Origin of the sequence: Streptomyces longisporus, from assembly GCF_039532765.1 — a bacterium.
GTDB lineage: Bacteria > Actinomycetota > Actinomycetes > Streptomycetales > Streptomycetaceae > Streptomyces > Streptomyces longisporus.
The window spans coordinates 196,596-222,775 of the sequence record NZ_BAAASG010000028.1 but is presented as its reverse complement, the minus strand read 5'-3'; the positions used below and the strand labels follow the sequence as shown (position 1 = coordinate 222,775).

General features: G+C 71.9%; 25 protein-coding genes and 1 pseudogene. 12 read left to right on the top strand and 14 right to left on the bottom strand.

What is annotated here, in order from left to right:
• Positions 1–8: 8 nt before the first annotated feature.
• Complete coding sequence (locus tag ABD355_RS41970; RefSeq protein WP_344406528.1) at positions 9–680, bottom strand: O-methyltransferase; 672 nt, start codon at positions 678–680, stop codon at positions 9–11.
• A 101-nt stretch (positions 681–781) separates the two neighbouring features.
• Complete coding sequence (locus tag ABD355_RS41965) at positions 782–1,915, bottom strand: DUF2330 domain-containing protein (protein WP_344406527.1); 1,134 nt, start codon at positions 1,913–1,915, stop codon at positions 782–784.
• Between the two features lie 160 nt (positions 1,916–2,075).
• Here ABD355_RS41965 and ABD355_RS41960 point away from each other — a divergent pair, with 160 nt between their 5' ends.
• Positions 2,076–4,058 carry a bifunctional glycosyltransferase 87/phosphatase PAP2 family protein gene (locus ABD355_RS41960; protein ID WP_344406525.1) on the top strand — a complete coding sequence of 661 codons (1,983 nt, stop codon included), beginning with the start codon at positions 2,076–2,078 and terminating at the stop codon, positions 4,056–4,058.
• Here the strand turns inward: ABD355_RS41960 and ABD355_RS41955 are convergent.
• The gene (locus ABD355_RS41955; RefSeq protein WP_344406524.1) at positions 4,040–5,275 is read right to left on the bottom strand and encodes a cytochrome P450; all 1,236 of its coding nucleotides are present in this window, start codon (positions 5,273–5,275) and stop codon (positions 4,040–4,042) included. The two genes, ABD355_RS41960 and ABD355_RS41955, sit on opposite strands and share 19 nt — an antisense overlap.
• Positions 5,276–5,524: 249 nt before the next feature.
• On the opposite strand from ABD355_RS41955, the gene ABD355_RS41950 reads away from it, so the two are divergent.
• The 5 genes from ABD355_RS41950 (at position 5,525) to ABD355_RS41930 (ending at position 8,470) form a co-directional block, all read left to right on the top strand.
• Positions 5,525–6,694, top strand: a complete 1,170-nt coding sequence (locus ABD355_RS41950) for a steroid 3-ketoacyl-CoA thiolase (protein ID WP_344406523.1) — start codon at positions 5,525–5,527, stop codon at positions 6,692–6,694.
• A gap of 46 nt (positions 6,695–6,740) precedes the next feature.
• On the top strand, positions 6,741–6,980 hold the full coding sequence (locus tag ABD355_RS41945) for a hypothetical protein (protein WP_344406522.1): 240 nt from the start codon (positions 6,741–6,743) through the stop codon (positions 6,978–6,980).
• A 98-nt stretch (positions 6,981–7,078) separates the two neighbouring features.
• Complete coding sequence (locus tag ABD355_RS41940) at positions 7,079–7,621, top strand: GNAT family N-acetyltransferase (RefSeq protein WP_344406521.1); 543 nt, start codon at positions 7,079–7,081, stop codon at positions 7,619–7,621.
• A 55-nt stretch (positions 7,622–7,676) separates the two neighbouring features.
• Positions 7,677–8,135, top strand: coding sequence for a hypothetical protein (locus ABD355_RS41935; protein ID WP_344406519.1), 459 nt, complete (start codon positions 7,677–7,679; stop codon positions 8,133–8,135).
• A complete protein-coding gene (locus ABD355_RS41930) occupies positions 8,132–8,470 on the top strand; it encodes a pyridoxamine 5'-phosphate oxidase family protein (protein WP_344406518.1) in 339 nt (112 codons plus the stop codon). Before ABD355_RS41935 ends, ABD355_RS41930 begins: the two co-directional genes overlap by 4 nt.
• A gap of 31 nt (positions 8,471–8,501) precedes the next feature.
• Here the strand turns inward: ABD355_RS41930 and ABD355_RS41925 are convergent, their stop codons facing one another.
• On the bottom strand, positions 8,502–10,781 hold the full coding sequence (locus ABD355_RS41925; protein WP_344406517.1) for an ATP-binding protein: 2,280 nt from the start codon (positions 10,779–10,781) through the stop codon (positions 8,502–8,504).
• A gap of 163 nt (positions 10,782–10,944) precedes the next feature.
• Here ABD355_RS41925 and ABD355_RS41920 point away from each other — a divergent pair, with 163 nt between their 5' ends.
• A complete protein-coding gene (locus tag ABD355_RS41920; protein ID WP_344406516.1) occupies positions 10,945–11,778 on the top strand; it encodes an alpha/beta fold hydrolase in 834 nt (277 codons plus the stop codon).
• Positions 11,779–11,797: 19 nt separating this feature from the next.
• Here ABD355_RS41920 and ABD355_RS41915 read toward each other — a convergent pair whose 3' ends face one another.
• Positions 11,798–12,478, bottom strand: coding sequence for a YoaK family protein (locus tag ABD355_RS41915; protein ID WP_344406515.1), 681 nt, complete (start codon positions 12,476–12,478; stop codon positions 11,798–11,800).
• Between the two features lie 109 nt (positions 12,479–12,587).
• Between ABD355_RS41915 and ABD355_RS41910 the strand changes: the two genes are divergently transcribed.
• Complete coding sequence (locus tag ABD355_RS41910) at positions 12,588–13,844, top strand: alpha/beta hydrolase family protein (protein ID WP_344406514.1); 1,257 nt, start codon at positions 12,588–12,590, stop codon at positions 13,842–13,844.
• A 15-nt stretch (positions 13,845–13,859) separates the two neighbouring features.
• Here ABD355_RS41910 and ABD355_RS41905 read toward each other — a convergent pair whose 3' ends face one another.
• From ABD355_RS41905 to ABD355_RS41880, 6 genes are all read right to left on the bottom strand, one after another.
• Positions 13,860–14,279 carry an aggregation-promoting factor C-terminal-like domain-containing protein gene (locus tag ABD355_RS41905; RefSeq protein WP_344406512.1) on the bottom strand — a complete coding sequence of 140 codons (420 nt, stop codon included), beginning with the start codon at positions 14,277–14,279 and terminating at the stop codon, positions 13,860–13,862.
• Between the two features lie 307 nt (positions 14,280–14,586).
• Entirely contained in the window at positions 14,587–15,399 is an 813-nt protein-coding gene (locus ABD355_RS41900) for an ECF transporter S component (protein ID WP_344406510.1), read from the bottom strand.
• Positions 15,396–17,123 (bottom strand): ABC transporter ATP-binding protein, encoded by a 1,728-nt coding sequence (locus ABD355_RS41895; RefSeq protein WP_344406509.1) that lies wholly within the window; start codon positions 17,121–17,123, stop codon positions 15,396–15,398. Before ABD355_RS41895 ends, ABD355_RS41900 begins: the two co-directional genes overlap by 4 nt.
• Positions 17,120–18,301, bottom strand: a complete 1,182-nt coding sequence (locus tag ABD355_RS41890; RefSeq protein WP_425585856.1) for a CbiQ family ECF transporter T component — start codon at positions 18,299–18,301, stop codon at positions 17,120–17,122. Before ABD355_RS41890 ends, ABD355_RS41895 begins: the two co-directional genes overlap by 4 nt.
• Positions 18,294–18,929 carry an SCO2322 family protein gene (locus ABD355_RS41885; RefSeq protein WP_344406508.1) on the bottom strand — a complete coding sequence of 212 codons (636 nt, stop codon included), beginning with the start codon at positions 18,927–18,929 and terminating at the stop codon, positions 18,294–18,296. Before ABD355_RS41885 ends, ABD355_RS41890 begins: the two co-directional genes overlap by 8 nt.
• Positions 18,926–20,119 carry an SCO2321 family membrane protein gene (locus ABD355_RS41880; RefSeq protein WP_344406506.1) on the bottom strand — a complete coding sequence of 398 codons (1,194 nt, stop codon included), beginning with the start codon at positions 20,117–20,119 and terminating at the stop codon, positions 18,926–18,928. Before ABD355_RS41880 ends, ABD355_RS41885 begins: the two co-directional genes overlap by 4 nt.
• Before the next feature lie 292 nt (positions 20,120–20,411).
• On the opposite strand from ABD355_RS41880, the gene ABD355_RS41875 reads away from it, so the two are divergent.
• A complete protein-coding gene (locus ABD355_RS41875) occupies positions 20,412–21,059 on the top strand; it encodes a phosphotransferase (protein WP_344406505.1) in 648 nt (215 codons plus the stop codon).
• 9 nt (positions 21,060–21,068) lie between these two features.
• Here ABD355_RS41875 and ABD355_RS41870 read toward each other — a convergent pair whose 3' ends face one another.
• The 3 genes and pseudogenes from ABD355_RS41870 to ABD355_RS41860 form a co-directional block, all read right to left on the bottom strand.
• A complete protein-coding gene (locus ABD355_RS41870) occupies positions 21,069–21,404 on the bottom strand; it encodes a RidA family protein (RefSeq protein WP_344406719.1) in 336 nt (111 codons plus the stop codon).
• Between the two features lie 72 nt (positions 21,405–21,476).
• Positions 21,477–21,923, bottom strand: a pseudogene (locus ABD355_RS41865) (nuclear transport factor 2 family protein); the annotation flags it as partial.
• Positions 21,924–21,965: 42 nt separating this feature from the next.
• Positions 21,966–22,994: a Strvi_7410 family MBL fold metallo-hydrolase gene (locus ABD355_RS41860; RefSeq protein WP_344406504.1), complete on the bottom strand. Its 1,029-nt coding sequence runs from the start codon at positions 22,992–22,994 to the stop codon at positions 21,966–21,968.
• A 190-nt stretch (positions 22,995–23,184) separates the two neighbouring features.
• On the opposite strand from ABD355_RS41860, the gene ABD355_RS41855 reads away from it, so the two are divergent.
• The 3 genes from ABD355_RS41855 (at position 23,185) to ABD355_RS41845 (ending at position 26,095) form a co-directional block, all read left to right on the top strand.
• The gene (locus tag ABD355_RS41855; protein WP_344406503.1) at positions 23,185–24,642 is read left to right on the top strand and encodes an aldehyde dehydrogenase; all 1,458 of its coding nucleotides are present in this window, start codon (positions 23,185–23,187) and stop codon (positions 24,640–24,642) included.
• Between the two features lie 4 nt (positions 24,643–24,646).
• On the top strand, positions 24,647–24,919 hold the full coding sequence (locus ABD355_RS41850) for a ferredoxin (RefSeq protein ID WP_344406502.1): 273 nt from the start codon (positions 24,647–24,649) through the stop codon (positions 24,917–24,919).
• Positions 24,920–25,231: 312 nt separating this feature from the next.
• Positions 25,232–26,095, top strand: coding sequence for a tetratricopeptide repeat protein (locus ABD355_RS41845; RefSeq protein ID WP_344406501.1), 864 nt, complete (start codon positions 25,232–25,234; stop codon positions 26,093–26,095).
• Positions 26,096–26,180: the final 85 nt, after the last annotated feature.

Genomic DNA, 26,180 nt, shown 5'->3' with positions numbered 1-26,180 from the left:
CGCAAGGGCTACGCCAGCACGCGCGCCAGCGCGAAGCCGTCGTGGCCCTTGCCGCCCACCGTCTGGATCGCCGTGCCGCTCAACCGCGGGTGCGAGCCGATCAGTTCGACGGCGGCGCGGCTGCCCAGCACGTCGGGCGCCTTGCTGTCCGCGTCGGCGACCCGGCCGCCGCGTACGACGTTGTCCACGACGATCAGGCTGCCCGCGCTGGTGAGTCTGAGGGCCCACTCCACATAGTTCGGGTTGTTGACCTTGTCGGCGTCGATGAAGACCAGGTCGAAGGGGGGCGGGTTCTCGTCGGCCAGCTTGGGCAGCGACTCCAGGGCGGGGCCGACCCGCACCTCGACGATCCGCTCCAGGCCCGCCCGCGCGATGTTGCGGGCGGTGACCTCGGCGTGCTTCGGGTTGTACTCGAGCGAGATCAGCCGGCCGTCCTCGGGCAGCGCGCGGGCCAGCCAGATGGTGCTGTAGCCGCCGAGGGTGCCGATCTCCAGGATGCTGCGGGCACCCTGGATCTGGGCGAGGAGCTGCAGGAACTTCCCTTGCAGCGGGGTGACCGCGACCTGCGGGAGCTCGGCGGCGTCGCTGTCGCGGAGGGCCGCTTCGAGGGCGTCGTCGTTCCATGAGAGGTGGGTGGTGAAGTACTCGTCCACGTCGTCCCAGAGCTGCGACTCGCTCATTCGCTGTGCCTCCCGTGTGACTGCTTAGCGCTTCTAACTAGCTGCCCTAATGAATATAGCCGCGGGCCGGTGCCCCGTCAGGGAGATCATGACGGCCGGGTTCAGCTGATCGGTGGAGGCGCGTGCACCGGCGACGGAGGCGGCACCGGGCGCCGGGAACGCCGTACGGCGAACACCGTCACGGCCGTGACGGCGAGGGCCAAGGAGCCGACGACCGTCAGCAGCCACGCCGGGATCCCGGCCACCGTACGCAGCCGGTCCTCGTAGATCACCTGCTGGAACGGGGTGTCCGCGGATGCCCGGCGCAGTACGTGATCGCCGGAGATCGACGGCGGGTACGGGAACTCCTGGCCGATCGCGGTCAGGAAGGGGGTGCCCGCGGCCAGCCTGGCCAGCGGGCCCGACTTCGCGGTGACGCGTCCGGCGTAGCTGACGCGGGGCCGCTCGCCGCCGATCGCGGAGCGGGTCTCCATGCGGTGCGCGGCGAGGACGTACAGGCCCAGGGACTGCGGGGTGCGGGCGAGGCGGGACAGGCGCATCGGGTAGACGGGCTGCCCGGACGCGAAGGTGAGGTGCAGCGGGTCGAGCCTGCCGTTCAGCGGGGTGTTCGCGGTGTCGGGGGAGAGGCGGACGGCGACGTACTCCCAGCGGCGGCTGACATACGGCTGGAGGGCGTCCTGCAGCCGGGGCGGCATGGCGAAGCCGTTGGTGTCGAGCCAGGTGTTCAGGGCGGCCGGGTCGGTGGCGGTCAGGCGGGCCACGTCGAAGGGGCCGAGCTTCTGACGGCCGACCACGCCCACGCCGGGCGCGGCGGCACCGGCCCCGGGCGGCCCGGCCGCGCTGCCGCCGTCGCCGGTGACCAGCGGCCAGTCGCCGCCCTGCGGCCAGAAGTGGTAGCGGTCGCGGTGCACGGGGGCGGTGGTGGCGGCGAGCTGGCTGAACAGTGCCGGATCGCCGAGCCCGACCGTCGCCCGGTGCGGGACCGGCATGATCCAGGCGGCCCGGTCGGCGTCCCCGCCCACCGTCAGGCCCATCACGATCTGCTCCCGGCTCCCGTCCCAGCGCACGACGGACTCCTCACGGCTCACGCTCACCCGCCGCTGCCCGTCGGGGATCATCGCGCCGCAGCCGCACGCGTACGCCGGTGCGATCAATGACCCCAGCTGTGTCGCAAACAGGGTCACCACGATCGCCAGTAACCGCGCGCGCGTGCATTTCCGCAGGAAACAGGCCATTCCCCGAAAGCCTCCGTGCTGCCGTGGACAGAGGTTCACACGCTACGGGGGCCACGGCGGTTCCGGAGGCGATCCCACATCGGGCGCACTATGGTCATTCCGACAAATCGGGCGCGCGCAGGGTGCGAAAAGGAGCGAAGGGGCGGGAGGCCGACCAGGCGTGGCGAACGTGGAGCACAGGGGGCGACCCGCGGAGACCTTCGGAGCGACAGCCGTCGAGGGAGCTCCCAGACGCCTGCATGCGGTCCGCCTCGGCCTGTGGCTCGTCGCGGCCGTGCTCGCCGTACGCCAGGTGGCCGTCGTCCTCACCACCCCCAGTGGTGAACGGCTGACGGATCTGGAGACGTGGGTCGGCCCCCACGGTGTCCTGTCCCTCACCCGGGCGGCCGAACAGGCTCTCGGCTGGGGCTGGACCTTCGGCACCCTGCTGCTGGTGGTCGCGCTGGGCCTGGTCGCGGCCCGGGCGCTGCCGCAGCCGGTGAGCCGGCGGACCTCCCTGTTCGCCGCGCCGCTCGCGATCAGCCTGCTGATGCTCTCACTGCCGGTCCGCAACACGCTGTGGCTCGGACAGACCAGCATCGTCCCGGTGCTGCTGGTACTGGTCGGCTGCTTCGTCGTCCGCGGTGAACGCAGCAGCGGTCTGCTGATCGGGCTCGCGGCCGCCTTCCAGCCCACCGTGCTGCTCTTCGCCCCGCTGCTGTGGCTCACCGGGCGCCGCCGCGCCGCGACCGCCACCGGGATCACGTTCGCCGCCTGCACGGTGCTCGCGTGGGCCGCGATGCCGCACGACTCGTCCGCCTACTGGGTGCACCACATCGCGGGCGCCGGTCTCGGCGACAGGGCCGACGACCTCGCCAACCAGTCCCTGCACGGCGCGCTGCTCCGGCTCGGACTCTCCGGCCCTGTGGAGCTCGTCCTGTTCCTCGCCCTGGGCACGGCGGTCGCCGTGCTCGGGGTGCGCCGCGCCGTGCGCTACGCGCGCGACGGACAGCTGCTCCTCGCGGTCGCCGTCACCGGCTGCGCGGCGATCGCGGTGTCGCCGACGGCCTGGCAGCACCAGCTGCTGTGGGTGCTGCTCGCGGTGGTCGGACGGGTGGGCAGGCGGGCCTCCGACCGGTATGTGTGGCCGGTCGCCGTCATCCTGGTGATGACACTGCCGGCGACGATGCTGCTGCCGCACATGGAGCGGCTGTACCCGCTGCGGGACAACATGGTGCTGGTCGCCGCCCTCGCCGCGGCCACCGCCGTGCCGTTCCTGTCCCGCACCTCGCCGTACTACCGCTCCCCGATCCCGACGGAGCACGCCGTCCCGGTCCCGGCCCGCTTCCGGCACGTACCCGTCGTCCCGTTCCTGCGGCGGGTCCTCACCCGCCCGAACCTGCTCCTCGAAGTCCTCCTGATGCGCGTCACCTACGCCGCCTACCAGCAGATCCGGCTCGGGGTGACCGCCGACCGGGCCACCGCGGAACACCACGGCCACCAGATCCACCGGATCGAGCAGTGGCTGTCCGTCGACTTCGAGCACTGGGTCAACCACGCCGTGGTCAAGGTCGGCTGGCTGCGCGGCTTCCTCGACTACTACTACCTGTCGTTCCACTTCGGCGTACCGCTGACCATCCTCGCCGTGCTCTATGTGCGGCGCCCCGTGGACTACCGCTGGGCGCGCTCGGCGCTGGGCCTGGCGACCGGCTTCGGGCTGATGGGCTTCTGGCTGTATCCGCTGGCGCCGCCGCGCCTGATGCCGGGGCTCGGCTTCATCGACACGGTGCACGGCGTCCAGGACTTCTCCAAACCGGACTACGGCACGCTGACGGAGTTCACCAACCAGTACGCGGCCATGCCGTCCCTGCACTTCGCATGGGCGCTGTGGTGCGGCGTCGTGATCGCGGTCCTGGCGCCGTGGTGGATGAAGCCCGTGGGGATGCTGCATCCGCTGTTCACGCTGTCCTCGATCATCGCGACCGGCAACCACTGGTTCCTGGACGTGGTCGGCGGCGCCACCGTGGTCGGGGCGGCTTTCGGGCTGCAGTACCTGCTGTCGGGCCCGCGGGCGACCACCCCGGCATGGACGGGCCGGCGGCGCCGGGAGGCCGCCGGCCCGAGACCATCGTCAGCCGGACACGGTCAACGGACCTCGACCTGAAGGTGCTTGACGCCGTTGATCCACGCCGAGCGCAGCCGGGACGGGTCGCCGGCCAGGGTGAGGCCCGGCAGGGCGTCGGCGATCGCGTTGAAGATCAGGTCGATCTCCAGGACGGCCAGGGACTTGCCCAGGCAGTAGTGCGGGCCTCCGCCCCCGAACCCGAGATGCGGGTTGGGGTCGCGCAGGATGTCGAACGCGTCGGGGTCGGTGAAGACCTCCGGATCGTGGTTGGCGGAGGCGTAGAAGATCCCGACCCGGTCCCCCTTCTTGATCAGCTTGCCGCCCAGTTCGGTGTCCTGGGTGGCCGTCCGCTGGAAGGAGTTGACCGGGGTCGCCCAGCGCACGATCTCCTCGGCGGCGGTCTGAGGGCGCTCCCGCTTGTACAGCTCCCACTGCTCGGGATGGGTCAGGAACGCATGCATCCCATGGGTGATGGCGTTACGGGTCGTCTCGTTGCCCGCGACGGCCAGCATCAACACGAAGAAGCCGAACTCGTCGGAGTTGAGATTGCCCTCGTCCTCGGCCGCCACCAGCGTGGTCACGATGTCCTTCGCCGGGCACTGCTTGCGGTCGGCGGCCATGTTCATGGCGTAGGCGATCAGCTCGGTGGCCGACTGGGCGCCGACCTCCTCGGTGATGGCGTACTCCGGGTCGTCGTACGAGATCATCTTGTTGGACCAGTCGAAGATCTTGGCCCGGTCGTCCTGTGGGATGCCGATGAGCTCGGCGATCGCCTGCAGGGGCAGTTCGCAGGCGACCTCGGTGACGAAGTCGAAGGGGCCCCTCTGCGCGCGGGCGGTGTGCGCGATGGTGTGGGCGCGCTCGCGCAGCCGGTCCTCCAGCGCCCGTATGGCACGCGGGGTGAAGACGCGCTGCACGATCTGGCGGACCCGGGTGTGCTCCGGCGGGTCCATGTTGAGCAGGATCAGCCGCTGGGCGTCGATGGCGTCGCGCTCGATGTGCTCGTTGAAGCGGATGATCGCCGTGTTGAGGTACGAGGAGAACAGCTCCGGGTGGGTGGAGACGTACTTGACGTCCGCGTGCCGGGTGACGGCCCAGTATCCCTCGTCCTGGAAGCCGGCGATGTTGCCCGACTGCGGGATCCAGCGGACCGGTTCGGCCCGCCGCAGCTCGGCGAACTCCGGCAGGGGCACACGGTGGTGCAGCAGGTCGGGGTCGGTGAAGTCGAACCCGTCGGGGAGAGCTGGACAGGACATGGGCGACTCCGGCTCGGATTCTGACGGACCATCAGTTCTCAGGGTTGCCGTGAAGGTAGTAACGGGTTCTACAAGAGGCAAGAGGTGCGACAAGCTGAATTGGGGCCGTATTGCATGCACGACTCTTGCGGTTGTGGACGGGCTGTCAGCAGACTGCTGCCAGAACTAGAACACGTACTAGTTCAGCGTGGCGGGGCCGGCCGGGACGCCCCCGCGCCGCGCGGGTACCGGAGGAGAGGATCCCCCACCATGGCCGCGGAACCCGTGATCGTAGAAGCCGTACGCACTCCCATCGGCAAGCGCGGCGGCGCGCTCGCCAACCTCCACCCCGCCTACCTTTTGGGCGAGACCTACCGTGAACTCCTCGGCCGCACCGGCATGCCCGCCGACGCGGTCGAACAGATCGTCGGCGGTACGGTGACGCACGCCGGCGAGCAGTCCATGAACCCCGCGCGCACGGCCTGGCTGACCATGGGGCTGCCGTACGAGACGGCGGCGACGACGGTCGACTGCCAGTGCGGCTCCTCGCAGCAGGCCTCGCACATGGTGGCCAACATGGTCGCCGCGGGCGTGATCGACGTCGGTATCTCCTGCGGGGTCGAGGCGATGTCGCGGGTGCCGCTGGGCTCGGGTTCGAAGCACGGCCCGGGAAAGCCGTTCCCCGACGAGTGGAACGTGGACCTGCCGAACCAGTTCGAGGCGGCGGAGCGGATCGCGCGCCATCGGGGCCTGACGCGCGAGAACGTCGACTCGCTGGGCCTGATCTCGCAGGAGCGGGCCGCCGCGGCCTGGGCCGAGGAGCGCTTCAAGCGGGAGACGTTCGCCGTCCAGGTGCCCACCACCGAGCAGGAGCAGCGCGCCGGACAGGGCATGTGGCGGCTCGTCGACCGGGACGAGGGACTGCGCGACACGACCATGGAGGGGCTCGCGGGCCTGAAGCCGGTCATGCCGACGGCCATCCATACGGCGGGCAACTCCTCGCAGATCAGCGACGGAGCGGCGGCGATCATGTGGGCGTCCAAGCGGATGGCCCGCGCGCTGAAGCTGAAGCCGCGGGCGCGGATCGTGGCCCAGGCGCTGGTCGGCGCCGACCCGCACTTCCACCTCGACGGACCGATCGACGCGACGCGCGCGGTGCTGGGCAAGGCGGGCATGTCCCTGAAGGACATCGACGTCGTCGAGATCAACGAGGCGTTCGCGTCGGTGGTGTTGAGCTGGGCGCAGGTCTTCGAGCAGGACCTGGAGAAGGTCAACGTCAACGGCGGTGCGATCGCGCTCGGGCATCCGGTGGGGGCCACCGGGGCGCGGCTCATCACCACGGCACTTCATGAACTGGAGCGGACGGACAAGGAGTTCGCGCTCATCACGATGTGTGCGGGAGGCGGGCTGGCCACGGGCACGATCATTCAGCGCCTGTAGGTGTAAGTCGGTAGCGCGGATTGACGCGGACTGGTCAACTTACCCAATGCTGATCAACGTAATCCTCCGCGTCCTGCCCTTCTACCTCCGCGAACCCATCATCATCGCCGTCTGTCTGTCCTTCGCCGGACTGGCCCTCTACTACTTCGTGCAGGTAGGGGGCTGGGGGCGGGGCGGCTTCGGGCTGCTGTTCCTGGCGATCGCGGTGCTGCGCGCCTCCTTCTTCCGCAAGGAGTGGAGAGCCCACCAGGCGGCGAAGGCGGGGGGTGTCGGACCTCAGGCGTAGCGCCGCGCCACCGGCCCGGCGGGGTTCTTGCGGCGGCGTCCCACGGCCGGCGGTGGTAGGACGGTGTGGTTCGACTGTGCGAGGTGAGGCGGTGAACCATGGTGGAGACCGAAATCGGCGGCCCCGTGACGGTGCGTGAGATGACGCCGGAGGACGAGCCGGGGGTGGCCGCTCTGTTCGCGGCCTGCGAGGACTACTTCGTCGCCGCGACCGGCGATCCGGCGCTCCCGGCGGATGTGCAGAGCCTGTACTACGCGCTGCCCGAGGGCGCGGACCCCGACCAGAAGCGGCTGCTGGTGATGTGCCGGGGCGAGAGCGTCCTCGGGCTGGTCGACGTCGTGGACCGGCACCCCGATGTCGTCGGCTGCTCGGTGGGGACGTTCCTCGTCGCCCCCGAGGCGCGGCGCGCGGGCATCGGCACGCACGTCGCTCGCCGGTTGCTGGAGGAGGCGGCCGGGCGCGGGATGCGGCACGTGACCGCCACCTGTCCGTCGGGGTGGGAGCCGGGCCTGGGCTTCCTGCGGAGCCTCGGCTTCGAGATCGGACCGCCGCGGGAGGCGTCCGGCGGGACCGTGGGCAACCGGCTGCGGCGGCCGGAGGAGACCGGGCTGTGCACGGCACGGTTGCGGCAGACCCGCTGAGCGATGAGTTTCGTCCGCCGCTGCCGTCTGCCCGGACGAGAGGGAGGTGCTGGCGATGGATGCAGCGGCACGGCAGGAAGCCTTGAAACGGTTGGACGTCCTGGTCGGGGAGTGGGTGGTGGAGGCCGAGTTCCCCGGGCTCGAGGTGCCTGCGGGGCACAGTGTGTTCGAGTGGGCCCTGGACGGACAGTTCCTGATCCAACGGACCCAGGCGCCGAACCCCGCCCCGGACAGCATGGCGATCATCGCCGTCGACCCGGAGACGGGCGGCTACACGCAGCACTACTACGACTCGCGGGGCGTCGTCCGCCTGTACGCAATGACCTTCGTCGACGGGATCTGGCAGCTGCTGCGGAACACCCCGGACTTCTCGCCCCTGAACTTCCGGCAGCGGTACGCCGCGCAGGTCGGCGAGGACGGAAACACCATCCGCGGTGTCTGGGAGATGTGGCGGAACGACTCCGACGGCTGGCAGCAGGACTTTCCCCTCTCCTATCGGAGGATCCGCCGGTGAACCCCGCCGAGACCGCACGCGGCATCATCGACGCGAACCGGTACCTGGTGCTCGCCACCGCCGACGCGGACGGGCGGCCGTGGAGTTCGCCGGTGTACTTCGCCCACGAGGCCCACCGAGAGTTCTTCTGGATCTCCTCACCGGACGCCCTGCACTCCCGCAACATCACCGTGCGGCCCGAGGTGGGGATCTCGGTCTTCGACTCGTCGGCGGCCATCGGCACCGGTCAGGGGGTGTACATGTCCGCCGTCGCCGCACGCCTGGAGGGGGAGGGCCTCGCGCACGGGCTGGACGTCTTCTTCCGGCGTTCCGTTCGGCACGCCGGGCGGGTCTGAACCGCCGAGGACGTCCGGGGCGAGTCCCGGATCATCCGGTGGCGGTCGACCTGGGGTGACGGGCGGCGTCGGCCGGGCGGGTCCGCTCGATCGCGGCCGCCGTCTGTGCAGCGGAGGCTGTGTCGCCGAGCGCGGTGTACAGGGCGTGGGCCCGGGTGTAGTGGGCGTGGGCCTCTGCCAGGTCGCCGCAGTGTTCCAGGGCGGTGGCCAGGCCGGAGAGGACGCGGGCCTGGAGGTGGTCGATGCCCTTGTGGGTGGCGGGGACGGTGACGGCCCGGTAGGCCTCGGCAGCTTCGGGCCAGCGGCGCAGGGCGAGCAGGTCCAGGGCCGTCTCGTGCTGGAGGATGGCCCGCATGTAGTTGTCGAGGTCGGGCACGTCACCGGCCCGGGCGCCGAGCAGGGCGCGGTGGATGGCCAGGGCCTCCTCCGGGCGGCCGGCCTCGCGCAGTGCGCTGCCGCGGGCGCGCTGGGCGACCGCCTTTCCGGTGGCGTCGCCGGTGGCCTCGAAGAGCCGTATGGCGTTCTCGGCCGCCTGCTCCGCCTCCGCGGGGCGTTTCAGGCTCATGCGGGCCCCGGTGAGGTAGGCCCACGCCCAGGCCTGCTGCCCGACGTCGCCGGCCTCGGTCGCCAACGCCAGTGCACGTGCGGCGAGTTGTTCGGCCTTCTCGTACTGGTAGCTGAACGAGTGCGCCCAGGCGAGACAGTTGAACTGGTGGGCCTCGGCCGCCCGGTCCCCGAGCGCCGCAGCGCTCCGGGCGCCGTACGAGAACAGGCTCTGCCACTCGGGCCACTGGTCCCAGCGGTCGGAGAACCAGTACAGGGTGCGTGAGGTGTGGAGGATCTCCCGGTGCCGGCCCGCCTCGAACATGAGGGGCAACGCGCCGACCCAGTGGGGCCGTTCGGCCGTCAGCCACGCCTCCGCCTCGTCGGCCGACGTGGGCGCGAAGGCCGGGAACTCGCCGGTCCACGGCTGAGGCGCACCCGGCGCCTCGAACCAGCGGCCCGCCGCGGATGCCGAGCGCAGCAGCCAGTCCGCCATGCGGAGGCCCACCGACTGTGTCTCCTCCTCGTCGAGTTGCTCACGGGCGAAGAGGCGCACCAGGTCGTGCAGGCCGTACCGGCCCGGTGCCGGCTCCTCCAGCAGGCCGCGGTCGACCAGGACGTCGAGGGAGTCCTCGGCCGTCCACGCGTCCTCGCCGGTCAGGACGGCCGCGAGGCCGGGGCCGGTGTCGGGCCCGGGCAGCAGCGCGAGCCGGCGCAACAGCATCCGGTGGGGGCCGGTTAGCTGGCCGTAGGAGAGGGCGACGGCGCTGCGCACAGCGAGGTCGCCCGCGACCAGGCCGCTCAACCGCCGCTTATCGTCACCGAGTTGGTCGGCCAACCGGGACGGGGTCCAGCCCGGGCGGCTGGAGAGGCGGTTGCCGACGATCCGCAGGGCCAGCGGCAGATGCCCGCACAGTTCGGTCAGCCGGGCGATCGCCTCGGACTGGCCGCCGGTGCGCGGGGCGCCGAGGATGCGCTCCAGCAGCGTCGCCGACTCCCGGCCGCTGAGTCCGCCGAGCCTGATGCGTCGTACGCCTTCCAGTCCGGCCAGCGGCCGTCTGCTGGTGACCAGCACGAAGCTGCCCTCGGCGTCCGGCAGCAGCGGTCTGGTCCGTTCCTCGTCGGCCGCGTCGTCGAGGACGATCAGCGCTCGGCGGGAGGCCAGGGCGGCCCGGTAGACGGCCTCCCGGGCGGCCGGGTCCACCGGGATCCGGTCGGGCGGGTGACCGAGCGCCGTCAGCACCAGCACCAGTGCCTCGGCGGCGGGCAGCGGTGCCTCGCTCATGCCGTGCAGCCGCACACAGACGCAGCCGTCCGGGAAGTGCCCGGCCAGCCGCCGCACGGCCTCCGCGGCGAGCGTCGTCTTGCCCTGCCCGCCCGGCCCGAACAGCACCACGGCCCGGGTGCCGGCGGTGGTGGCGAGCGCCTCCAGATCGGCCAGTTCCCGTTCGCGGCCGGTGAAGTCGGCGACGGTGCGCAGGAGATAGGGCGGTGTGGTGGGGCCGCCGCGTCCGCGGCCGGCGTCGGCCAGCCGCTGTAGGCGCTCGCGCTGTCCGCCGTCCAGTTCGAGGGCGGCGGCGAGCGCGTCCACGGTACGGCGCTGCGGTCCGCGGCTGCGGCCGCGCTCCAGGTCGCCGAGCGCGCGGACGCTCACCCCGGACGCCTCGGACAGCCCTTCCAGGGTCAGCCGGGCGGCCCGGCGCAGGGAGCGCAGCGTGACGCCGAAAGCCGTACCGCTGTGAGAAACATCCGGATCATTTCTGGTCATCACGGCAATTAGAACAAGCATCCATCCGCCATGGAGCCGGAATGTCGGACGCCGTTTGGCCGATCGACCGTACTTCCGCCTGTGGTTCTGCCTGGTGACCACGCATCACCGGTGGTGAGCTGGTGGCCGTTGGCAACGTCCCGCCCATGGAAGGGGAACCGGCATGCCGTACATCACCGTCGGCGAAGAGAACAGCGCACCCATCGAGCTCTACTACGAAGACCACGGCACCGGGCAGCCGGTCGTGCTCATCCACGGCTACCCGCTCGACGGCCACTCCTGGGAGCGGCAGGTGCCCGCCCTGCTGGAGGCCGGTCACCGGGTCATCACCTACGACCGCCGCGGCTTCGGCCGCTCCTCGCAGCCGACCAAGGGCTACGACTACGACACCTTCGCCGCCGACCTGGACAAGGTGCTGACCACGCTGGACCTGACGGACGCCGTCCTGGTCGGCTTCTCGATGGGCACCGGCGAGGTGGGCCGCTACCTGGGCACCTACGGTTCCGGACGGGTGGCCAAGGCCGCCTTCCTGGCGTCGCTGGAGCCCTTCCTGCTCAAGACCGACGACAACCCGGCCGGCGTCGACCAGCAGGTCTTCGACGGCATCCTGGAGGCCGTCAGCAAGGACCGGTACGCCTACTTCACCGCGTTCTACCAGGACTTCTACAACCTGGACGAGACGCTCGGCAGCCGTATCAGCGAGGAGGCCGTGCGCAACAGCTGGAACGTGGCGGCCGGGTCGTCGGCGCACGCCTCGGTGGCCTGTGTGCCGACCTGGATCACCGACTTCCGGGCGGACGTGGCGAAGGTCGACGTGCCGACGCTGATCCTGCACGGCACCGGCGACCGCATCCTGCCGATCGACTCGACCGGGCGGCCCTTCCGCGCCCTGCTGCCCTCCGCCGAGTACGTGGAGATCGAGGGCGCACCGCACGGCCTGCTGTGGACCCACGCGGAGGAGGTCAACGCCGCGCTGCTGTCCTTCCTCAGCAAGTAGGCGGCACCGGGCGTCGGGATCACTCCCGCCCCGACGCCACCACCGCGAGCACACCCGCCGTCACCGCCGCGACCAGCAGCGGAATGCCCAACCCGTGGTGGAGCACCAGCCAGGCGCCGAGCCAGGCGCCGGCGGCCATCGCGACGACCGCCGCCGAACGGCGCGGCGAGCGGCGGCCCGAGCCGCCGCCGGCCCGGGAGTCGGCGGCCAGGCCCGTCAGCGTCATCGTCAGCACGGTCGTCGTGGTGAGGCCGGGGACGTCGAGCTTGCGGACCGTCGCGTTGCGCAGCCCCATCGCGACGGCCGTGAGCCCGATCACGGCATAGCGGGTGGCGGCGGCGTGCGGGGCGGCGAAGGCGGCCGCGGCGGCCCCGCCCACCAGCACCGCCTCGGCGGCGAGCGTCAGCCGCGCCCAGGTGCGCTTCGGACCGTCGCCCAGCCACCGCGTGACCCGCCCTCCGACCACCGCGCCGAGCAGGAAGCAGACCAGCGAGGTCGCGGTGTGCGGTACGGAGAAGCCGGGTGCCCCGGCCGCCGCGAAGCCCAGCACGACCACATTGCCGGTCATGTTCGCAGTGAAGACGTGCCCGAGCCCCAGATAACTCACCGCGTCGATCAACCCGCTGACCACGGTCAGCGCCAACAGCACGAACACCAGGCGCAGTCCGCGGCCATCCTGTCCGCTCTCGCTCTCACTCATGCTCATCAACTCTCCGGGCAGCCGGACGGGCAGGGTGCACTCAAGTCCACCACGGACGCGGGGGCCACTCGGATGCCGACATGAGATGCGCGTCCGTAGCGTCGACGCCATGACCGATCAGACGCGCAAATCCTATGAATCACCGGCCAGTTGGCGGACCCGAAGGGCTCTCGCCGCGGCGGCGGCCCTGCTGCTCGCGGGGCTCGCCGCGGCGCCCGTGGCCACCGCCGCCGAGCAGACGCAGCACGGGACGCGACGCGGAGACCTGGTCTCCGTCACCCCGGTCGCCGACCGCGACGCCGGGCAGGTCAGGAAGTTCGTGACCGACAGGGGCGTCGCCGCCGACCCTGTGCGCTACGGCGTACGGGCGTACCGGCTGACCTACCGGACCGTCGACCCGTACGGAAAGCCCACGACCGCGACCGGCCTGCTGACCCTCCCCAAGGGCGGCGCCCACCGGCTCGACCTGGTGTCCGACACCCACCCCACGATGGTCAAGCGCAGCTACGCGCCCTCCGCGAGCGAGGACTACGGCCGCATCCCGTCCTACCTGAACGCGAGCGCAGGGCGTGCAGTGGCCGCCCCCGACTACCTGGGCCTGGGGGAGGGTCCGGGCCTGCACCCCTACATGGACACCCGCTCCGGCGTCACCGCCTCCGTCGACATGCTGCGCGCCGCCCGTACGGCGGCGCAGCGGCTGGGCCGACCGCTCACCGGGGACGTCTACGCGACCGGCTTCTCACAGGGCGGCCAGGTCGCGATGGCGCTGGGCAACGCGCTGGAGCACGGCGTCGACGGCCGCTTCCGGTTGAAGGCACTCGCGCCGATCGGCGGCCCGTACGACCTGGAGGGCCAGGAGATGCCCGCACTGTTCGACGGCCGGGTCAACGACACCAGCGGGGTGCTCTACATCTCGTACTGGCTGGTCGCGCAGAACCGTCTTCACCCGATCTACAAGGACCCGGCGGAGGTCTTCCGCGCCCCGTACGCGAGCCGTGTCGAGGGCCTCTACGACGGAAACCACGAGGAGGACGACGTCATCAAGGCGCTCGCCCCCACAGTGAAGGACCTGCTGACGCCCGCCTCCCAGGAGCGGCTGCGGCACCCGTCCGGCGGGCTGCTGGAGGCGATGCGCGCCGCCGATCACACCTGCGACTGGAAACCGGACGTACCGGTGCGGCTGTACGCCGGTGCGGGCGACACCGACGTGCCCATCGGCAACGCCCGCTCATGCGCCCGCACCCTCGCCGGTCAGGGAACGAGGGTGCGGGTGGTCGATCAGGGAGCCGTGGACCACGTCGGCTCCTTCGACGTGTCGGCCCCGCAGGTGGTGCGGTTCTTCGACGGCGTACGGGCTCGGGGCTGAGCCGGGTGCGGCGGCTCAGTACCAGTTGTGGGCCTGCCAGAAGGCCCAGGCGGCGGCCGGGCTGCCGTAGCGGGAGTTCATGTAGTCCAGGCCCCACTTGATCTGGGTCCTGGGGTTGGTCTTCCAGTCCGAGCCGGCGCTGGCCATCTTCGAGCCCGGGAGGGCCTGGACCAGGCCGTAGGCGCCGGAGGAGGAGTTGGTGGCGGTGACGTTCCAGCCGCTCTCGCGCTCGACGATCTTGCTGAAGGCGTTGTACTGCGCCGCGCTCGGGATCATCTTGTGCGCGATCGCCTGGGCGCTGGCGGCCGAGTCGGCGGTCGCGGCGTGAGCGGGAGCCGCGGTCAGCACCATGCCGGCGGTGGCGGCGGCCACGGCGGCGGAGGCGAGGGCCTTCTTCGGGGACGCGATACGGCGGGCGATGCGGGAGACGAACACGAGGAACCTTTTTCTTCGGGGACAGGGGGTCGCACGCAGTCCCGGGTCCGGGAGACCCGGGGGCATGCGTCGGCGCCGTGGCCCTGAGGGCACATCGGCGCCGTGCGACGTCGTCCAGAGAAGCAGGCTCGGAAGGGGTCCGCAATGACCGTATTTGCTAGTTGTAATCGTATGTGGGTGAGGTGGGGCTCGTGTGATCTGGCTCTCAAAGCGCAGGTCAGAGGCAGTTATGGCGTGGACATGGCTTCCGATTTGCACTACTAGGGCGGCTAGTGGGTGATGTGGGTCATGTGGGGTGGTTCACCGGTCAGCGGGGGTCGAAAGTGACCGCCGTCTCGAACGCCGCACGGCGGGTGGCTCTGCGTAGTGCCCTGAGCACGGCCGGGCCGAGCGTGAGCGTCAGTACGACGGTGACGACCGCCCGGCCCAGGTCCCAGCCCAGCGAGGTGGCCGCGCAGTACGCGAGGAAACGAGCCAGGTTGGCGGGGACGGCGGCCTGCGAGTCGAAGGCGATGCCCGAGGCGAGCGCGCCCATGAAGGGCCAGCCGGCCAGGTTCATGACCGTGCCGTAGGCGAAGGCGGCGAGGAAGCCGTAGCCGGCGAGGAGGGCGAGCTCGCCGCGGCCGCGCAGGCGGTCGGGCCCCGGCAGCAGCCCGGCCCCCATCGTGAACCAGCCCATCGCCAGCATCTGGAACGGCATCCACGGCCCCACACCGCCCGTGAGCAGCGCGGACGCGAACATGGTGAGCGAGCCGAGGGTGAAGCCGAAGCCCGGGCCGAGGACGCGTCCGCTCAGCACCATCAGGAAGAACATCGGCTCGATGCCCGCGGTCCCCGCGCCGAGCGGGCGCAGGGCCGCGCCGGTCGCCGCGAGCACCCCGAGCATGGCGACCGCCTTGGGACCGAGCCCGGACTCCGCGATGGTCGCGGCCACCACGGCTACCAGCAGCACCAGCAGACCCGCGAAGAGCCAGGGGGCGTCCTGGGCGTGGGCGCCGAGCTGTGAGCCGGGCGGGGCGAGGAAGGGCCAACCGAAGGCGGCCACGCCCACGGCGCTGACCAGGGCGAGGGCCGTGAGGGAACGGGGGCCCAGGCGGATGGGGCGGGCCTGCGGTGTCATCCGAGGGCCTCCCGTACCTGCGCGACCGTGAGCCACCGCTGCGGGGCGAGGATCTTGGTGACCTGCGGGGCGAAGGACGGGGACGAGACGACGACCTCGGCCGTCGGCCCGTCGGCGATCACCTCGCCGTCGGCGAGCAGGACCACTCGGTGGGCGAGTTCGGCGGCCAGTTCGACGTCGTGCGTGGCCAGGACGATCGCGTGTCCTTCGGCCGCCAGGTTGCGGAGCAGGGTGACCAGGCGGGCCTTCGCCGCGTAGTCCAGGCCGCGGGTGGGCTCGTCGAGGAGGAGCAGGGGTGGGCGGGCGGTGAGGACGACTGCCAGGGCGAGGGTGAGGCGTTGGCCCTCGGAGAGGTCGCGGGGGTGGGTGTCTTCGGTGACGTCGGTGATCTCGGGGAGGAGGGTCGAGAGGAGGGTGCGGCAGGTGCCGGGGGTGGCGTCGGCGTCGTGGTCGGCTGCGGTGCACTCGGCTGCGACCGTGTCGGCGTAGAGGAGGTCGCGGGGTTCTTGGGGGACCAGGCCTACGTGGCGGATGAGGGTGGGGGGTGGTGTGCGGTGGGGGGTCAGGCCGCCGACGCTTACTGAACCCGTGGTGGGTTCCGCCAGGCCTACGAGGGTGTTGAGGAGGGTGGATTTGCCGGCGCCGTTGCGGCCCATCAGGGCAAGGATTTCGCCCGGGGTGATGGTCAGGTCGACCTGGCGGAGGGCTTGGATGTGGGCTCGGCGGACGGACAGGGCCTGGATTTCCGCGGTGGGTTGGGCTGTGGCCGGGGGTGTGGTGGGGGTGGGCTTGTGGTTGCGGAGGAAGGGGAGCCATCGGCGGGTGGGGGCGGGGTCGCTCGGCCGCGCTTGCGGGGTGCCGCCCCTCTTCGGGTCGGGAGCCGCCCTGGCGGCACGACTGGCCGCAGATGGCGCGAGTTGGTCGCGCAGTGACCCCGCCCGGCGGCGTGCGTCCCTCACCGTCAGGGGGAGGGGGGACCAAGTTGCCAGGCGGCCGAGAGCCACCACCGGCGGGTAGACCGGGGATACGGCCATCATGTCGGCCGGGGAGCCGAGTTGCAGGGGGGCTCCCGGGGCCGGCAGGAGGGCGACCTGGTCTGCGTACTGGATCACCCGTTCCAGGCGGTGTTCCGCCATGAGGACTGTGGTGCCCAGGTCGTGGACCAGGCGTTGCAGGACCGCCAGGACCTCTTCCGCCGCCGCTGGGTCGAGGGCCGACGTCGGTTCGTCGAGGACCAGGACCCGGGGGTGCGGGGTGAGGACCGAGCCGATGGCGACGCGTTGCTGCTGGCCGCCGGAGAGGGTGGCGATGGGGCGGTCGCGGAGGTCGGCGAGGCCGAGGAGATCGAGGGTCTCCTCGACGCGGCGGCGCATCACCTCGGGCGCGAGGCCCAACGACTCCATTCCGTAGGCGAGTTCGTCCTCGACGGTGTCCGTCACGAAGTGGGAGAGCGGGTCCTGGCCCACCGTGCCCACCACGTCCGCGAGTTCGCGCGGCTTGTGCGTACGGGTGTCGCGGCCGGCCACCGTGACGCGCCCCCGCAGGGTGCCGCCCGTGAAGTGCGGGACGAGACCGCTGACCGCGCCGAGGACGGTTGACTTTCCCACCCCCGACGGGCCGACCAGGAGCACCAGTTCGCCTTCCGGGACCTCGAAGTCCACGCCCCGGACGGTGGCTTCGGCGGCCCCCTCGTACGTCACGGAGACATCCTCGAAGCGGATCACGACGGCTCCTTCGGGGCGATGAAGGCGGGCAGCAGGGCGAGGAGTACGGCCGCCGCCGGCCACAGGGGGAGTGTGGGTGCGGCCAGCGGGACGACACCGGGGTGCAGGGCCGCCGGGTCGGTGCCGGCGGCGAGGGTGAGCAGCGCGGCGACCGCGGCACCGGAGGCCGCGACCAGCCAGGCGCGGGCGTCCCACCGGTCCGGGCGGTAACGCGTACGCAGGCTGCGCCGGCCGCCCAGCCGCAGACCGGCGAGGGCCGCGGCGACCCCGGCGAGCAGCAGGGGCAGGCCGTACGTGCCGCCTTCGGCGGTGAGCAGCCCGTACGTCCCCGCGCAGACGCCGAGCAGGCCGCCCAGGGTGAGGGCGGCGGTGGTACGGCGGACGGCGGGCGGGACCTCGGCGGTGCGGCCGTAGCCGCGGGCGTCCATCGCGGCGGCGAGGGCGACCGAACGCTCCAAGGCGCCCTCCAGGACGGGGAGTCCGACCTGCAGCAGCCCGCGGATGCCGCGGTCCGGGCGGCCGCGCAGACGGCGGGCGGCACGCAGCCGCCGGACGTCGGCGATGAGGTTCGGGGCGAAGGTGAGGGCGACCACCACCGCCACGCCGGTCTCGTACAGAGCACCCGGCAGGGACTTGAGGAGGCGGGACGGGTTGGCGAGGGCGTTCGCGGCGCCCACGCAGATGAGGAGCGCGGCCAGCTTCAGGCCGTCGTAGAAGGCGAAGAGGAGCGACTCGGCGGTGACCCTGCCACCCAGGCGGATGCCCTGCGCCCAGTGGGGGAGCGGGAGTTCGGGGAGGGTGGCGATCACGTGGGTGCCGGGGACGGGGGAGCCGAGCGCCACCGCGAAGACGAGACGGATGAGGAGGACGGCGAGGGCGAGTTCGAGGAAGGCGGAGTAGGAGTGGGAACCGGGGGTTCGGGGGCGGCAGGTGGCCACGACGTACGCGGACGCCGCGATGAGGAGGGAGAGGAGGAGGGGGTTGGTGGTGCGGGTGGCTGCGGTGCCCAGGCCCAGGGACCAGAGCCACCAGGCGCCGGGGTGGAGTGGTGCGGGGCCGTGAGGGCGGTGAGCGGTGCTTACCCACGCTTGCGGAGCGCCGCCTCTCCTTGGGGCGGGAGCTGCCCCAGCGGCACGACTGCCCGCAGGGTGCGCGGGCTTGGCAGTGCGGCTACGCATGCCTGCGTCGCCGTGCCTGCCACACGGCTGCTGCGGCCAGCAGTGCGACCGCACCCGCCCCCACGAACAGTCCGACCGACGGGCCGCCCGTCTTGTCCCCCTCCCGCGCGGCAGCGGCCGGCTTCTTCCCGCCGGAGACCTGCTCCCCGCACCCCTTCTCCGGATACCCGGCGATGGCGCACAACAGCGCGTTCGTGTCGTACCGCAGCGGCTTCGCCACCGCAGCCAGCGCATCCGCCGTCGTGCCGTCGGCAGACACCCGCGCACAGACCGTGCGACGGGCCGGCGGTGTCTCCCCGGACGGTGCGTCCGCCGCCGTGCCGAAGTCGAGGACGAGCGCCACGCGCTTCTTGCCCTCCTGCGCGGGCGTCCGCGCACAGATCACCGGGAACGACACCGCACCACGTGGCTTCGCCGCATCGCCGGAGTCCTCGCTCACCGAGAAACGGAAGCCCTGGACGGCGCCGTCGGAGGGGCGGGCGGTGGCGGGGCCCTGGGTGGCGTACGTCCAGTGACCGGCGTCGTAGTCCCAGAAGGACCAGTAGCGGTAACCGGCGGCCTGCGCCTGGCCGCTGCCGGTCAGGGTCAGGAACAGGGCGGCGAGGAGCGGGACCAAGCGGCGTATCACGGCTGTGCCTTCTTCTTGCGGCCGCTGACCAGGAAGCCGACGCCGATGCCGCCGACGAGTCCGACGCCGATCATCCACCAGACGCTGACGCCGGAGTCGTCCCTGTGTGCTGCCTTGTGCCGGTGCCTGGCGGGCGCCGGACCCGTCGCGTTGAGGAGCTTGACCAGGTCCTGACCGCCGAAGTCGTGGACGTCGAAGGTCTCCGCGTGCGCCGCGAGGATCAACTGCGCGTACGCGGCCGGTCCGGCCTGCCGGGCCCACGCCGCGGAGTTGGTCTCCAGCCAGCGCATGGCGTCGGCAGCCTTGTCGCCGTGGCCCGCGGTGGCGAGGGCGAGGACGGCATCGGCCGTGTTTCCGTAGTCGGGCTGGGGCTTGGCGCCGGGCAGCGCCGACGTCAGGTGCCTGTCCTTGGCCAGGGCCTTGACGAGGTACGCGGCACCGTTCTGCGCGGCCTGCTCGCGGTCGGTGGCCTTCTTGCACGTCAAAGTGGCACCGGTGGGTTTCGGGGAGTCCCCGGTCAGCCCCTTGCCGAGGGCGCCCACGACCGCGGCCGCGCTCGCGTCCGCGTTGGCGGACAGCTTGCCCTTCTTGTCCGGCTGGAAGGCGAAGGCGCCCGAGCCGTCCCCGTCGCAGGGGAGGGCGAGCTTCAGCAGCGCGTCGTAGGGGGACTTGCCGTCCTTCACGACCTGGTCCGGCTTCTCGCCCACGGCGGTCAGCGCGCCGATGACGACGGACGTCGAGTTCGCGTCACTGGCTCCGCCCGGGGCGTAGCCCCAGCCGCCGTCCTTGTTCTGCACGGACCTCAGCCAGGAGACCGCCTTGCCGGTGGCGCTCTCGTGTCCGCCTAGCGCGGCGAGCGCCTGCACGGCGGCGCCCGTACTGTTGGTGTCGACCATGAGCTTCGCGTCACAGGCCTTCGCCGGGTCCGCGCGGAACGGCGCGAACGCCCCGTTCGGACACTGCTGTCCCGCCAGCCAGTCCACGGCCTTCGCCGCCGGCTTCACCCCCACGGTGTTCTGCGCGAGCAGCGCCAGCGACTGGCGCCAGACACCGTCGTACTTCGGGTCGGAGGTGCCGTACAGCCCGTCGGGCAGGGACGGCGAGGGGGACGCGGCGAAGGCGGGGACGGCTGCGCCTAGCACGACGGTGGTGGCGGCCAGTACCGCGGCGCTGCGGCGGACGACGTTCATGATCGGCGGGTGCCTCTCCCTGCGGGAGCGGGCAGCACGGGACGACCCCGGCGGCTCGGCTCCGTATGCCTCGACGGTGCCGCGCGCCGACGGGTGCCGACGCACGTGAGCCGGTCACAGCCGCGCGGGGCAATCCGGCTGGCCACCCACGCGGGCGGCTTCACGGTTGCGGGTCAGCGCCGGAATTGCACCGGCTTCCCCCCGTACGGTGTGATGACGACCCGGCCACTGTACCGGCCCGTAGGAACACGCTGAGAGCCGCCTGTGAGGCGCGCGGCGCTATGTTCGGCCCATGACGACGGGGAGACTGCTCGGCACGGGCCGGGTCAACGACGTGTTCGAGCTCGACGCGCAGTGGGTGCTGCGGCGCAACCGCGGGGGGTGGGGTGATGCTCTCGCGGAGGGGACCGTGATGGAGCACGTCCGCGCGCACGGATACCCCGTGCCCCGGGTGCGGCTGTCCGACTCCACGCCCACCGAGCTGGTGATGCAGCGGCTGTCCGGGCCGACCATGTTCGAGGCGTGCCTGGAAGGTTCGCTCGGGGCCGAGGAGGCCGGCGCGACGCTCCTGCGCCGACTGCACGCCCTCCCCGGCCGCCGTTCCGCCGACTGCCGCGTGCTCCACCTCGACCTGCACCCGGACAATGTGATGTTGACGCCCGAGGGCCCGTACGTGATCGACTGGAGCAACACGGAGGAGGGCCACCCGGGCTTGGACTGGGGCATCTCCGCCGTGATCCTCGCGCAGGTCGCCGTCGGGGGCGAACCGCTCGCCGACGCCGCCCGCGCCATGCCGGCGGCCCTCCTCGCCGACCCCTCCCGGCTCACCGACGACGGCCTGACGGAGGCCCGACGGCGGCGCGCGGACAACCCGACGATGAGCCGGGAGGAGGTCGAACTCCTAGGGGCAGCAGAGGAGTTGATACGAAGGATCGCGTAGGGGGCGTGCTCAGCCGACGACGGCCACCGCGTCCACCTCGACCAGCACTCCCTCCCGGACCGGCCACGCCACCACCGTCGTACGCGCGGGCAGGGGCGAGCAGTCCGTGAAGAACTCCCGGTAGACGCGGTTGAACTCGGCGAAGTGGGTGCGGTCGGCCAGATAACAGGTGCAGCGTGTGATCGACCGCCGGTCGCCGCCCGCCGCCGCGACGACGGCCTCGACGTTGGCGAGCACCTGCCGCGCCTGCGCGCCGAAGTCCGCGGGCATCTCGCCGGTCGCCGGATCCAGCGGCCCCTGGCCGGAGGTGAACAGCAGCGGACCGCTGCGGACTCCCTGGGACAGCGGCGGCGCACTGCCGTCGGCGAAGGGGACGTAGGGCGCGCGGTCGGTGCGGACGGGTTCGAGGGGGCCGCGGCCGACGTGCGGGGTCGGGCCGCCGAAGGGGAGGTGCAGGGTGCGGGAGGCGAGCAGCCAGCGGCCGTCGACGCGGCGGAAGGTGTCCTCGTAGTGGCCCACTTGGACGGGCGGTCCTGCCGGGACCATGCCGCCCGTCCAGCCCTCGATCCGGTACGTCGTGAAGTACGACGTGGCCTCGGCCGTGTCCGCCGAGGTCACCTTGGTGCGGATGTTGGACATGACCCGCCGCGAGAGCTTGTCGGCGGGTCGCGCGCCGAAGTACTTCCGCAGCGCCTCCCGGCCCTCGGACCGCCGGCCGTCCCCCGGAGGCGGCCACTCCCACCAGCCGTCCTCCGTGAACAGCTCGGCCACGGAGGCCGGTTCGCCGAGGTCCAGACGGTGGACGAAGTCGAGGATCAGACGCTCGCAGGCGCGTTCGGCGAGGAGTTGCTGCAACGGGTCCATGGGACCGTTCGTACCAGCGGCCGATCACCGGGCGCGACCGCTTTACACCGCCACGTACGTCACCGGGTCGCTCCCCGCCACCGCCTCCGCCCGCCCCAGCTTCACCAGCCGCCGCAGATGCGCCTCGGCCTCCGAGACCGCGATGTTCCGCGACCCGTACGGGATCTGGGCCCAGGGCCGGTTCCACTCCATCCGCTCGGCGACCTGCCACGGGGTGAGCGGCTCGACGAGCAGCGACTGCAGCCCGGTGAGCCGCTCCTCGTGATGGTCCAGCAACTCCCGTACGCGGGCGGGCGCGTCGGCGAACACGTGCTGGTGGGCGGGGAGCACCTCGGCGGGGCCGAGACGGCCGACGCGTTCAAGGGAGTCCAGGTAGTCGCCGAGGGGGTCGGTGACCGTGGTGTCGTCGGGGTCCTCGTACAGGCCGATGTGCGGGGTGATCTCGGGGAGCAGGTGATCGCCGGAGAACAGCCGCCCATGGCCGGGCAGACGGTCCGGATGCTGCTCCTCCAGGTGCAGGCAGACGTGCCCGGGGGTGTGCCCCGGCGTCCAGATCGCGCGCAGCCGGCGGCCCGGGAGGTCGAGCAGCTCGCCGGGGACGATCTCCCGGTCGGGCAGGGCGGGGGAGAAGCCCGGCATTGTGGTGCGGGGGGCCGCGTCGCGCAGCGGCGCCACGTGCTCCTCGGGCGCGCCGGCGGCGATCAGCTTGGCGGTCATGTACGCGAACCAGCGCCCCGGCCGGGTGTCGCGGGTGCGCCGCACGATCGCCGTGTCCGCGGCATGCATGGCGATCCAGGCGCCGGACACTTCACGCACCCTGCCGGAGAGGCCGTGGTGGTCGGGGTGGTGATGGGTGATGACGACGCCGTGCACCTCGCCCACCGCCGCACCGCAGGCCGCCAGCCCCTCGGCGAGCGCGTCCCAGGAGGCGGGGTCGTCCCACCCCGTGTCGACCAGTACGGGGCCGCGGTCGGTGTCGACGACGTAGACCAGCGTATGGCCGAGGGGATTGTCCGGGATGGGGACCTTGATCGACCGGACGCCTCCGCCGTGGTCGTACACCTGCGTCATGGGCTCCCCAATCACCGCGAACCGGCCCGGCTCCGGCCACTATAACTAGAACGCGTTTCGATGGGAGCCCAAGTCACCTGTCCACGCGGTCAACTCCTGTGCGGCCCGTGGACTCCTCCGTGGGGAACTGGTATCAGTGCCGTATCTGATGAACCGTCAGAGACAGGCGCTCCGGGGAGGCAAGTCGGCCATGACCGAGCTCGTGGAACACGGACAGCTGTTCATCGGCGGGGAGTTGACCGACCCCCTCGGCAAGGACGTCATCGAGGTGATCTCGCCGCACACCGAGGAGGTCATCGGGCGGGTGCCGCACGCCTCGCGGGCGGACGTCGACCGGGCCGTCGCCGTCGCCCGCCGCGCCTTCGACGAGGGGCCCTGGCCGCGGATGTCTCTCGACGAGCGGATCGAGGTCGTCACCCGCATCAAGGACGCGATCGCCGTACGGCACGAGGAGATCGCCCGAGTGATCTCCTCCGAGAACGGATCCCCGTACTCCTGGAGCGTCCTCGCGCAGGCGCTCGGCGCGATGATGGTGTGGGACTCGGCGATCACCGTCGCCCGCAACTTCACATACGAGGAGCAGCGCGACGGCGTGCTGGGGAAGATCCTCGTGCGGCGCGAGCCGGTCGGGGTCGTGGCGGCCGTGGTCCCCTGGAACGTCCCGCAGTTCGTCGCGGCCGCCAAGCTCGCGCCCGCGCTGCTCACCGGCTGCACGGTGGTGCTCAAGCCGTCGCCCGAGTCGCCGCTGGACGCCTACATCCTGGCCGACATCACCCGCGAGGCCGGGCTGCCCGAGGGCGTGCTGTCGATCCTCCCCGCCGACCGCGAGGTCAGCGAGTACCTGGTCGGGCACCCCGGGATCGACAAGGTCGCCTTCACCGGTTCGGTGGCGGCGGGCAAGCGTGTGATGGAGGTGGCCTCCCGCAATCTCACCCGCGTGACGCTGGAGTTGGGCGGCAAGTCGGCGGCGGTCGTCCTGCCGGACGCGGACGTGGCCACCACCGTCGCGGGCGTCGTCCCGGCGGCCTGGATGAACAACGGCCAGGCGTGCGTGGCCCAGACCCGCATCCTCCTGCCGCGCTCGCGCTACGAGGAGTTCGCCGAGGCCTTCGCGGCGGCGGCGAGCGCCCTGGTCGTCGGCGACCCGCTGGATGCGGCGACCCAGGTCGGCCCGCTCGTCGCCAAGCGCCAGCAGCAGCGCAACCTCGACTACATCCGCATCGGCCAGGAGGAGGGCGCCAAGATCCTCACCGGCGGCGGCCGCCCGCGGGGCCTGGACCGCGGCTGGTACGTCGAGCCGACCCTCTTCGGCGACGTCGACAACTCGATGCGCATCGCGCGGGAGGAGATCTTCGGCCCGGTCATCTGCCTGCTCCCGTACGGCGACGAGTCCGAGGCCCTGAAGATCGCGAACGACTCCGACTACGGGCTCAGCGGCAGCGTGTGGACGGCGGACGTCGGGCACGGCATCGAAGTCGCACGCCAGGTCCGCACCGGCACGTACTCGGTGAACACCTTCAGCCTCGACATGCTCGGCCCCTTCGGCGGCTACAAGAACTCCGGGCTCGGGCGGGAGTTCGGCCCCGAGGGCTACGGCGAGTACCTCGAACACAAGATGATCCATCTTCCGGCCGGCTGGGAGGGCTGAGCGGATGGGGGTACCTCCCGCGCGAGCGTATTCGAGCCTGGGGGCGGGTGACCGCTGGCACGTCGAGGTCGACCGCTCCATCTGCATCGGCTCGGCCCAGTGCGTCCACCGGGCCACCGGGGCCTTCCGCCTCGACTCCGCCATGCAGTCGCACCCCGTCGAGCCGGAGACCGACGCAACCGAACGCATCCTGGAGGCGGCGGAGAACTGCCCGGTGGAGGCGATCGTGATCACGCTGTTGGGGAGCGGGGAACCGGTGTTCCCGCCGGAGGAGTAGCGCCCGAAAAAGTACCTTTTCAGGGGTTTCATTCCCGGTCGGATGTTCTATTCTGGGAATTGGCCTACGGGACGAGTGAGGGAGTCCGAACCGGAGTAGCCGATTCTGGCGTGAAGCAGTCAGTCCGCTGGGACCGACGTCGACGGTCCGGGCTGAGAGGCCGGAAGGCCGTGGATCGCAAGGTCCACGACGGGAAGGCGACCTCCACTACCTGACCCGGGTAACGCCGGCGAAGGGAACCCGTCTCGTAGGTCCTTCGTGTGCCCGCTACGCTCCTGCGGTTGCCGTAGGAGCGAGCAGGGGCGGGGAAAAGTGCGCAAGTCCGAGGCCGGACAGCTGATCAAGCAGGCTCGTGAGGCCTGGCAGGCCGAGGAGTGGCTGCGCGCCGCCGGTCTCTACGAGCAGGTGCTCGCCCATTTCCCGGACGAGAAACCGAGCGCCGACTGGTGGTACGACGCCGCGCTCGCCCACAAGTTCCTGCGCAACTGGGCGAAGGCCTACGAGCTCGGACGCGAGGCCGCCGCCCGGGCACCGCGCGGCGAGGGCGACCCCGCGTTCTGGAACCTGGGCATCGCGGCGACCATCCAGCGCGACTGGGCGACGGCCCGCGACGCCTGGGCGGGCTTCGGCATCGAACTCCCCGACGGCGAGGGCGAGATCGTCGGCAGCTTCGGCAACGCCTGTGTGCGGCTCGACACCGGCGGCGAGCGCGAGGTCGTGTGGATCGAGCGGCTGTGCCCGACGCGCGGACGGGTGGTCAACGTACCCGTGACCGGAGGGCGGCGGTACGGCGAGATCGTCGTCCACGACGGCGAGCCGAAGGGGGAGCGGATCCTCGACGGCGTGACCTTCCCCGTCTTCGACGAACTGCTCCTCTTCGAGGCGTCCGAGCTGCCCACTCTGGAGGTGACCGTGGCGGCCGGCGAGGCGGACGACCTGCGGGCCCTGCTGGAGCTGTTCGGCGAGCACGGCTACGGCGCCGAACCCGCGAGCGGCGTCCGCGTGCTCTGCGCCTGCTGCAGCGAGGGCACCCACCAGCAGGAACGGAACCTGCCGGCAGGTGCGCAGACGGTGTCCCTCGCGGCCCCCGAGGAGGACGCCCGACGGCTGCTGGCCCAGTGGGCGGACGGCACGGCGATCGGGCGGAGCTGGAGCGGGCTGGCGGCGGTCGGCTGAGGCAGCCTCGCCGGGCGCGGCCGACCGGTCCGCCGCGGGCTGCGATGGGTCGTCGATCGTTGCGGCATCGTTGCGGCTGGTCGCT

Coding starts and splice junctions, on each gene's coding strand:
- ABD355_RS41970 (WP_344406528.1), bottom strand. CDS start 680: ATGAGCGAGTCGCAGCTCTGGGACGACGTGGACGAGTACTTCACCACC.
- ABD355_RS41965 (WP_344406527.1), bottom strand. CDS start 1,915: ATGGCCTGTTTCCTGCGGAAATGCACGCGCGCGCGGTTACTGGCGATC.
- ABD355_RS41955 (WP_344406524.1), bottom strand. CDS start 5,275: ATGTCCTGTCCAGCTCTCCCCGACGGGTTCGACTTCACCGACCCCGAC.
- ABD355_RS41950 (WP_344406523.1), top strand. CDS start 5,525: ATGGCCGCGGAACCCGTGATCGTAGAAGCCGTACGCACTCCCATCGGC.
- ABD355_RS41945 (WP_344406522.1), top strand. CDS start 6,741: ATGCTGATCAACGTAATCCTCCGCGTCCTGCCCTTCTACCTCCGCGAA.
- ABD355_RS41940 (WP_344406521.1), top strand. CDS start 7,079: ATGGTGGAGACCGAAATCGGCGGCCCCGTGACGGTGCGTGAGATGACG.
- ABD355_RS41935 (WP_344406519.1), top strand. CDS start 7,677: ATGGATGCAGCGGCACGGCAGGAAGCCTTGAAACGGTTGGACGTCCTG.
- ABD355_RS41925 (WP_344406517.1), bottom strand. CDS start 10,781: ATGACCAGAAATGATCCGGATGTTTCTCACAGCGGTACGGCTTTCGGC.
- ABD355_RS41920 (WP_344406516.1), top strand. CDS start 10,945: ATGCCGTACATCACCGTCGGCGAAGAGAACAGCGCACCCATCGAGCTC.
- ABD355_RS41915 (WP_344406515.1), bottom strand. CDS start 12,478: ATGAGTGAGAGCGAGAGCGGACAGGATGGCCGCGGACTGCGCCTGGTG.
- ABD355_RS41910 (WP_344406514.1), top strand. CDS start 12,588: ATGACCGATCAGACGCGCAAATCCTATGAATCACCGGCCAGTTGGCGG.
- ABD355_RS41900 (WP_344406510.1), bottom strand. CDS start 15,399: ATGACACCGCAGGCCCGCCCCATCCGCCTGGGCCCCCGTTCCCTCACG.
- ABD355_RS41890 (WP_425585856.1), bottom strand. CDS start 18,301: ATGCGTAGCCGCACTGCCAAGCCCGCGCACCCTGCGGGCAGTCGTGCC.
- ABD355_RS41880 (WP_344406506.1), bottom strand. CDS start 20,119: ATGAACGTCGTCCGCCGCAGCGCCGCGGTACTGGCCGCCACCACCGTC.
- ABD355_RS41875 (WP_344406505.1), top strand. CDS start 20,412: ATGACGACGGGGAGACTGCTCGGCACGGGCCGGGTCAACGACGTGTTC.
- ABD355_RS41860 (WP_344406504.1), bottom strand. CDS start 22,994: ATGACGCAGGTGTACGACCACGGCGGAGGCGTCCGGTCGATCAAGGTC.
- ABD355_RS41855 (WP_344406503.1), top strand. CDS start 23,185: ATGACCGAGCTCGTGGAACACGGACAGCTGTTCATCGGCGGGGAGTTG.
- ABD355_RS41850 (WP_344406502.1), top strand. CDS start 24,647: ATGGGGGTACCTCCCGCGCGAGCGTATTCGAGCCTGGGGGCGGGTGAC.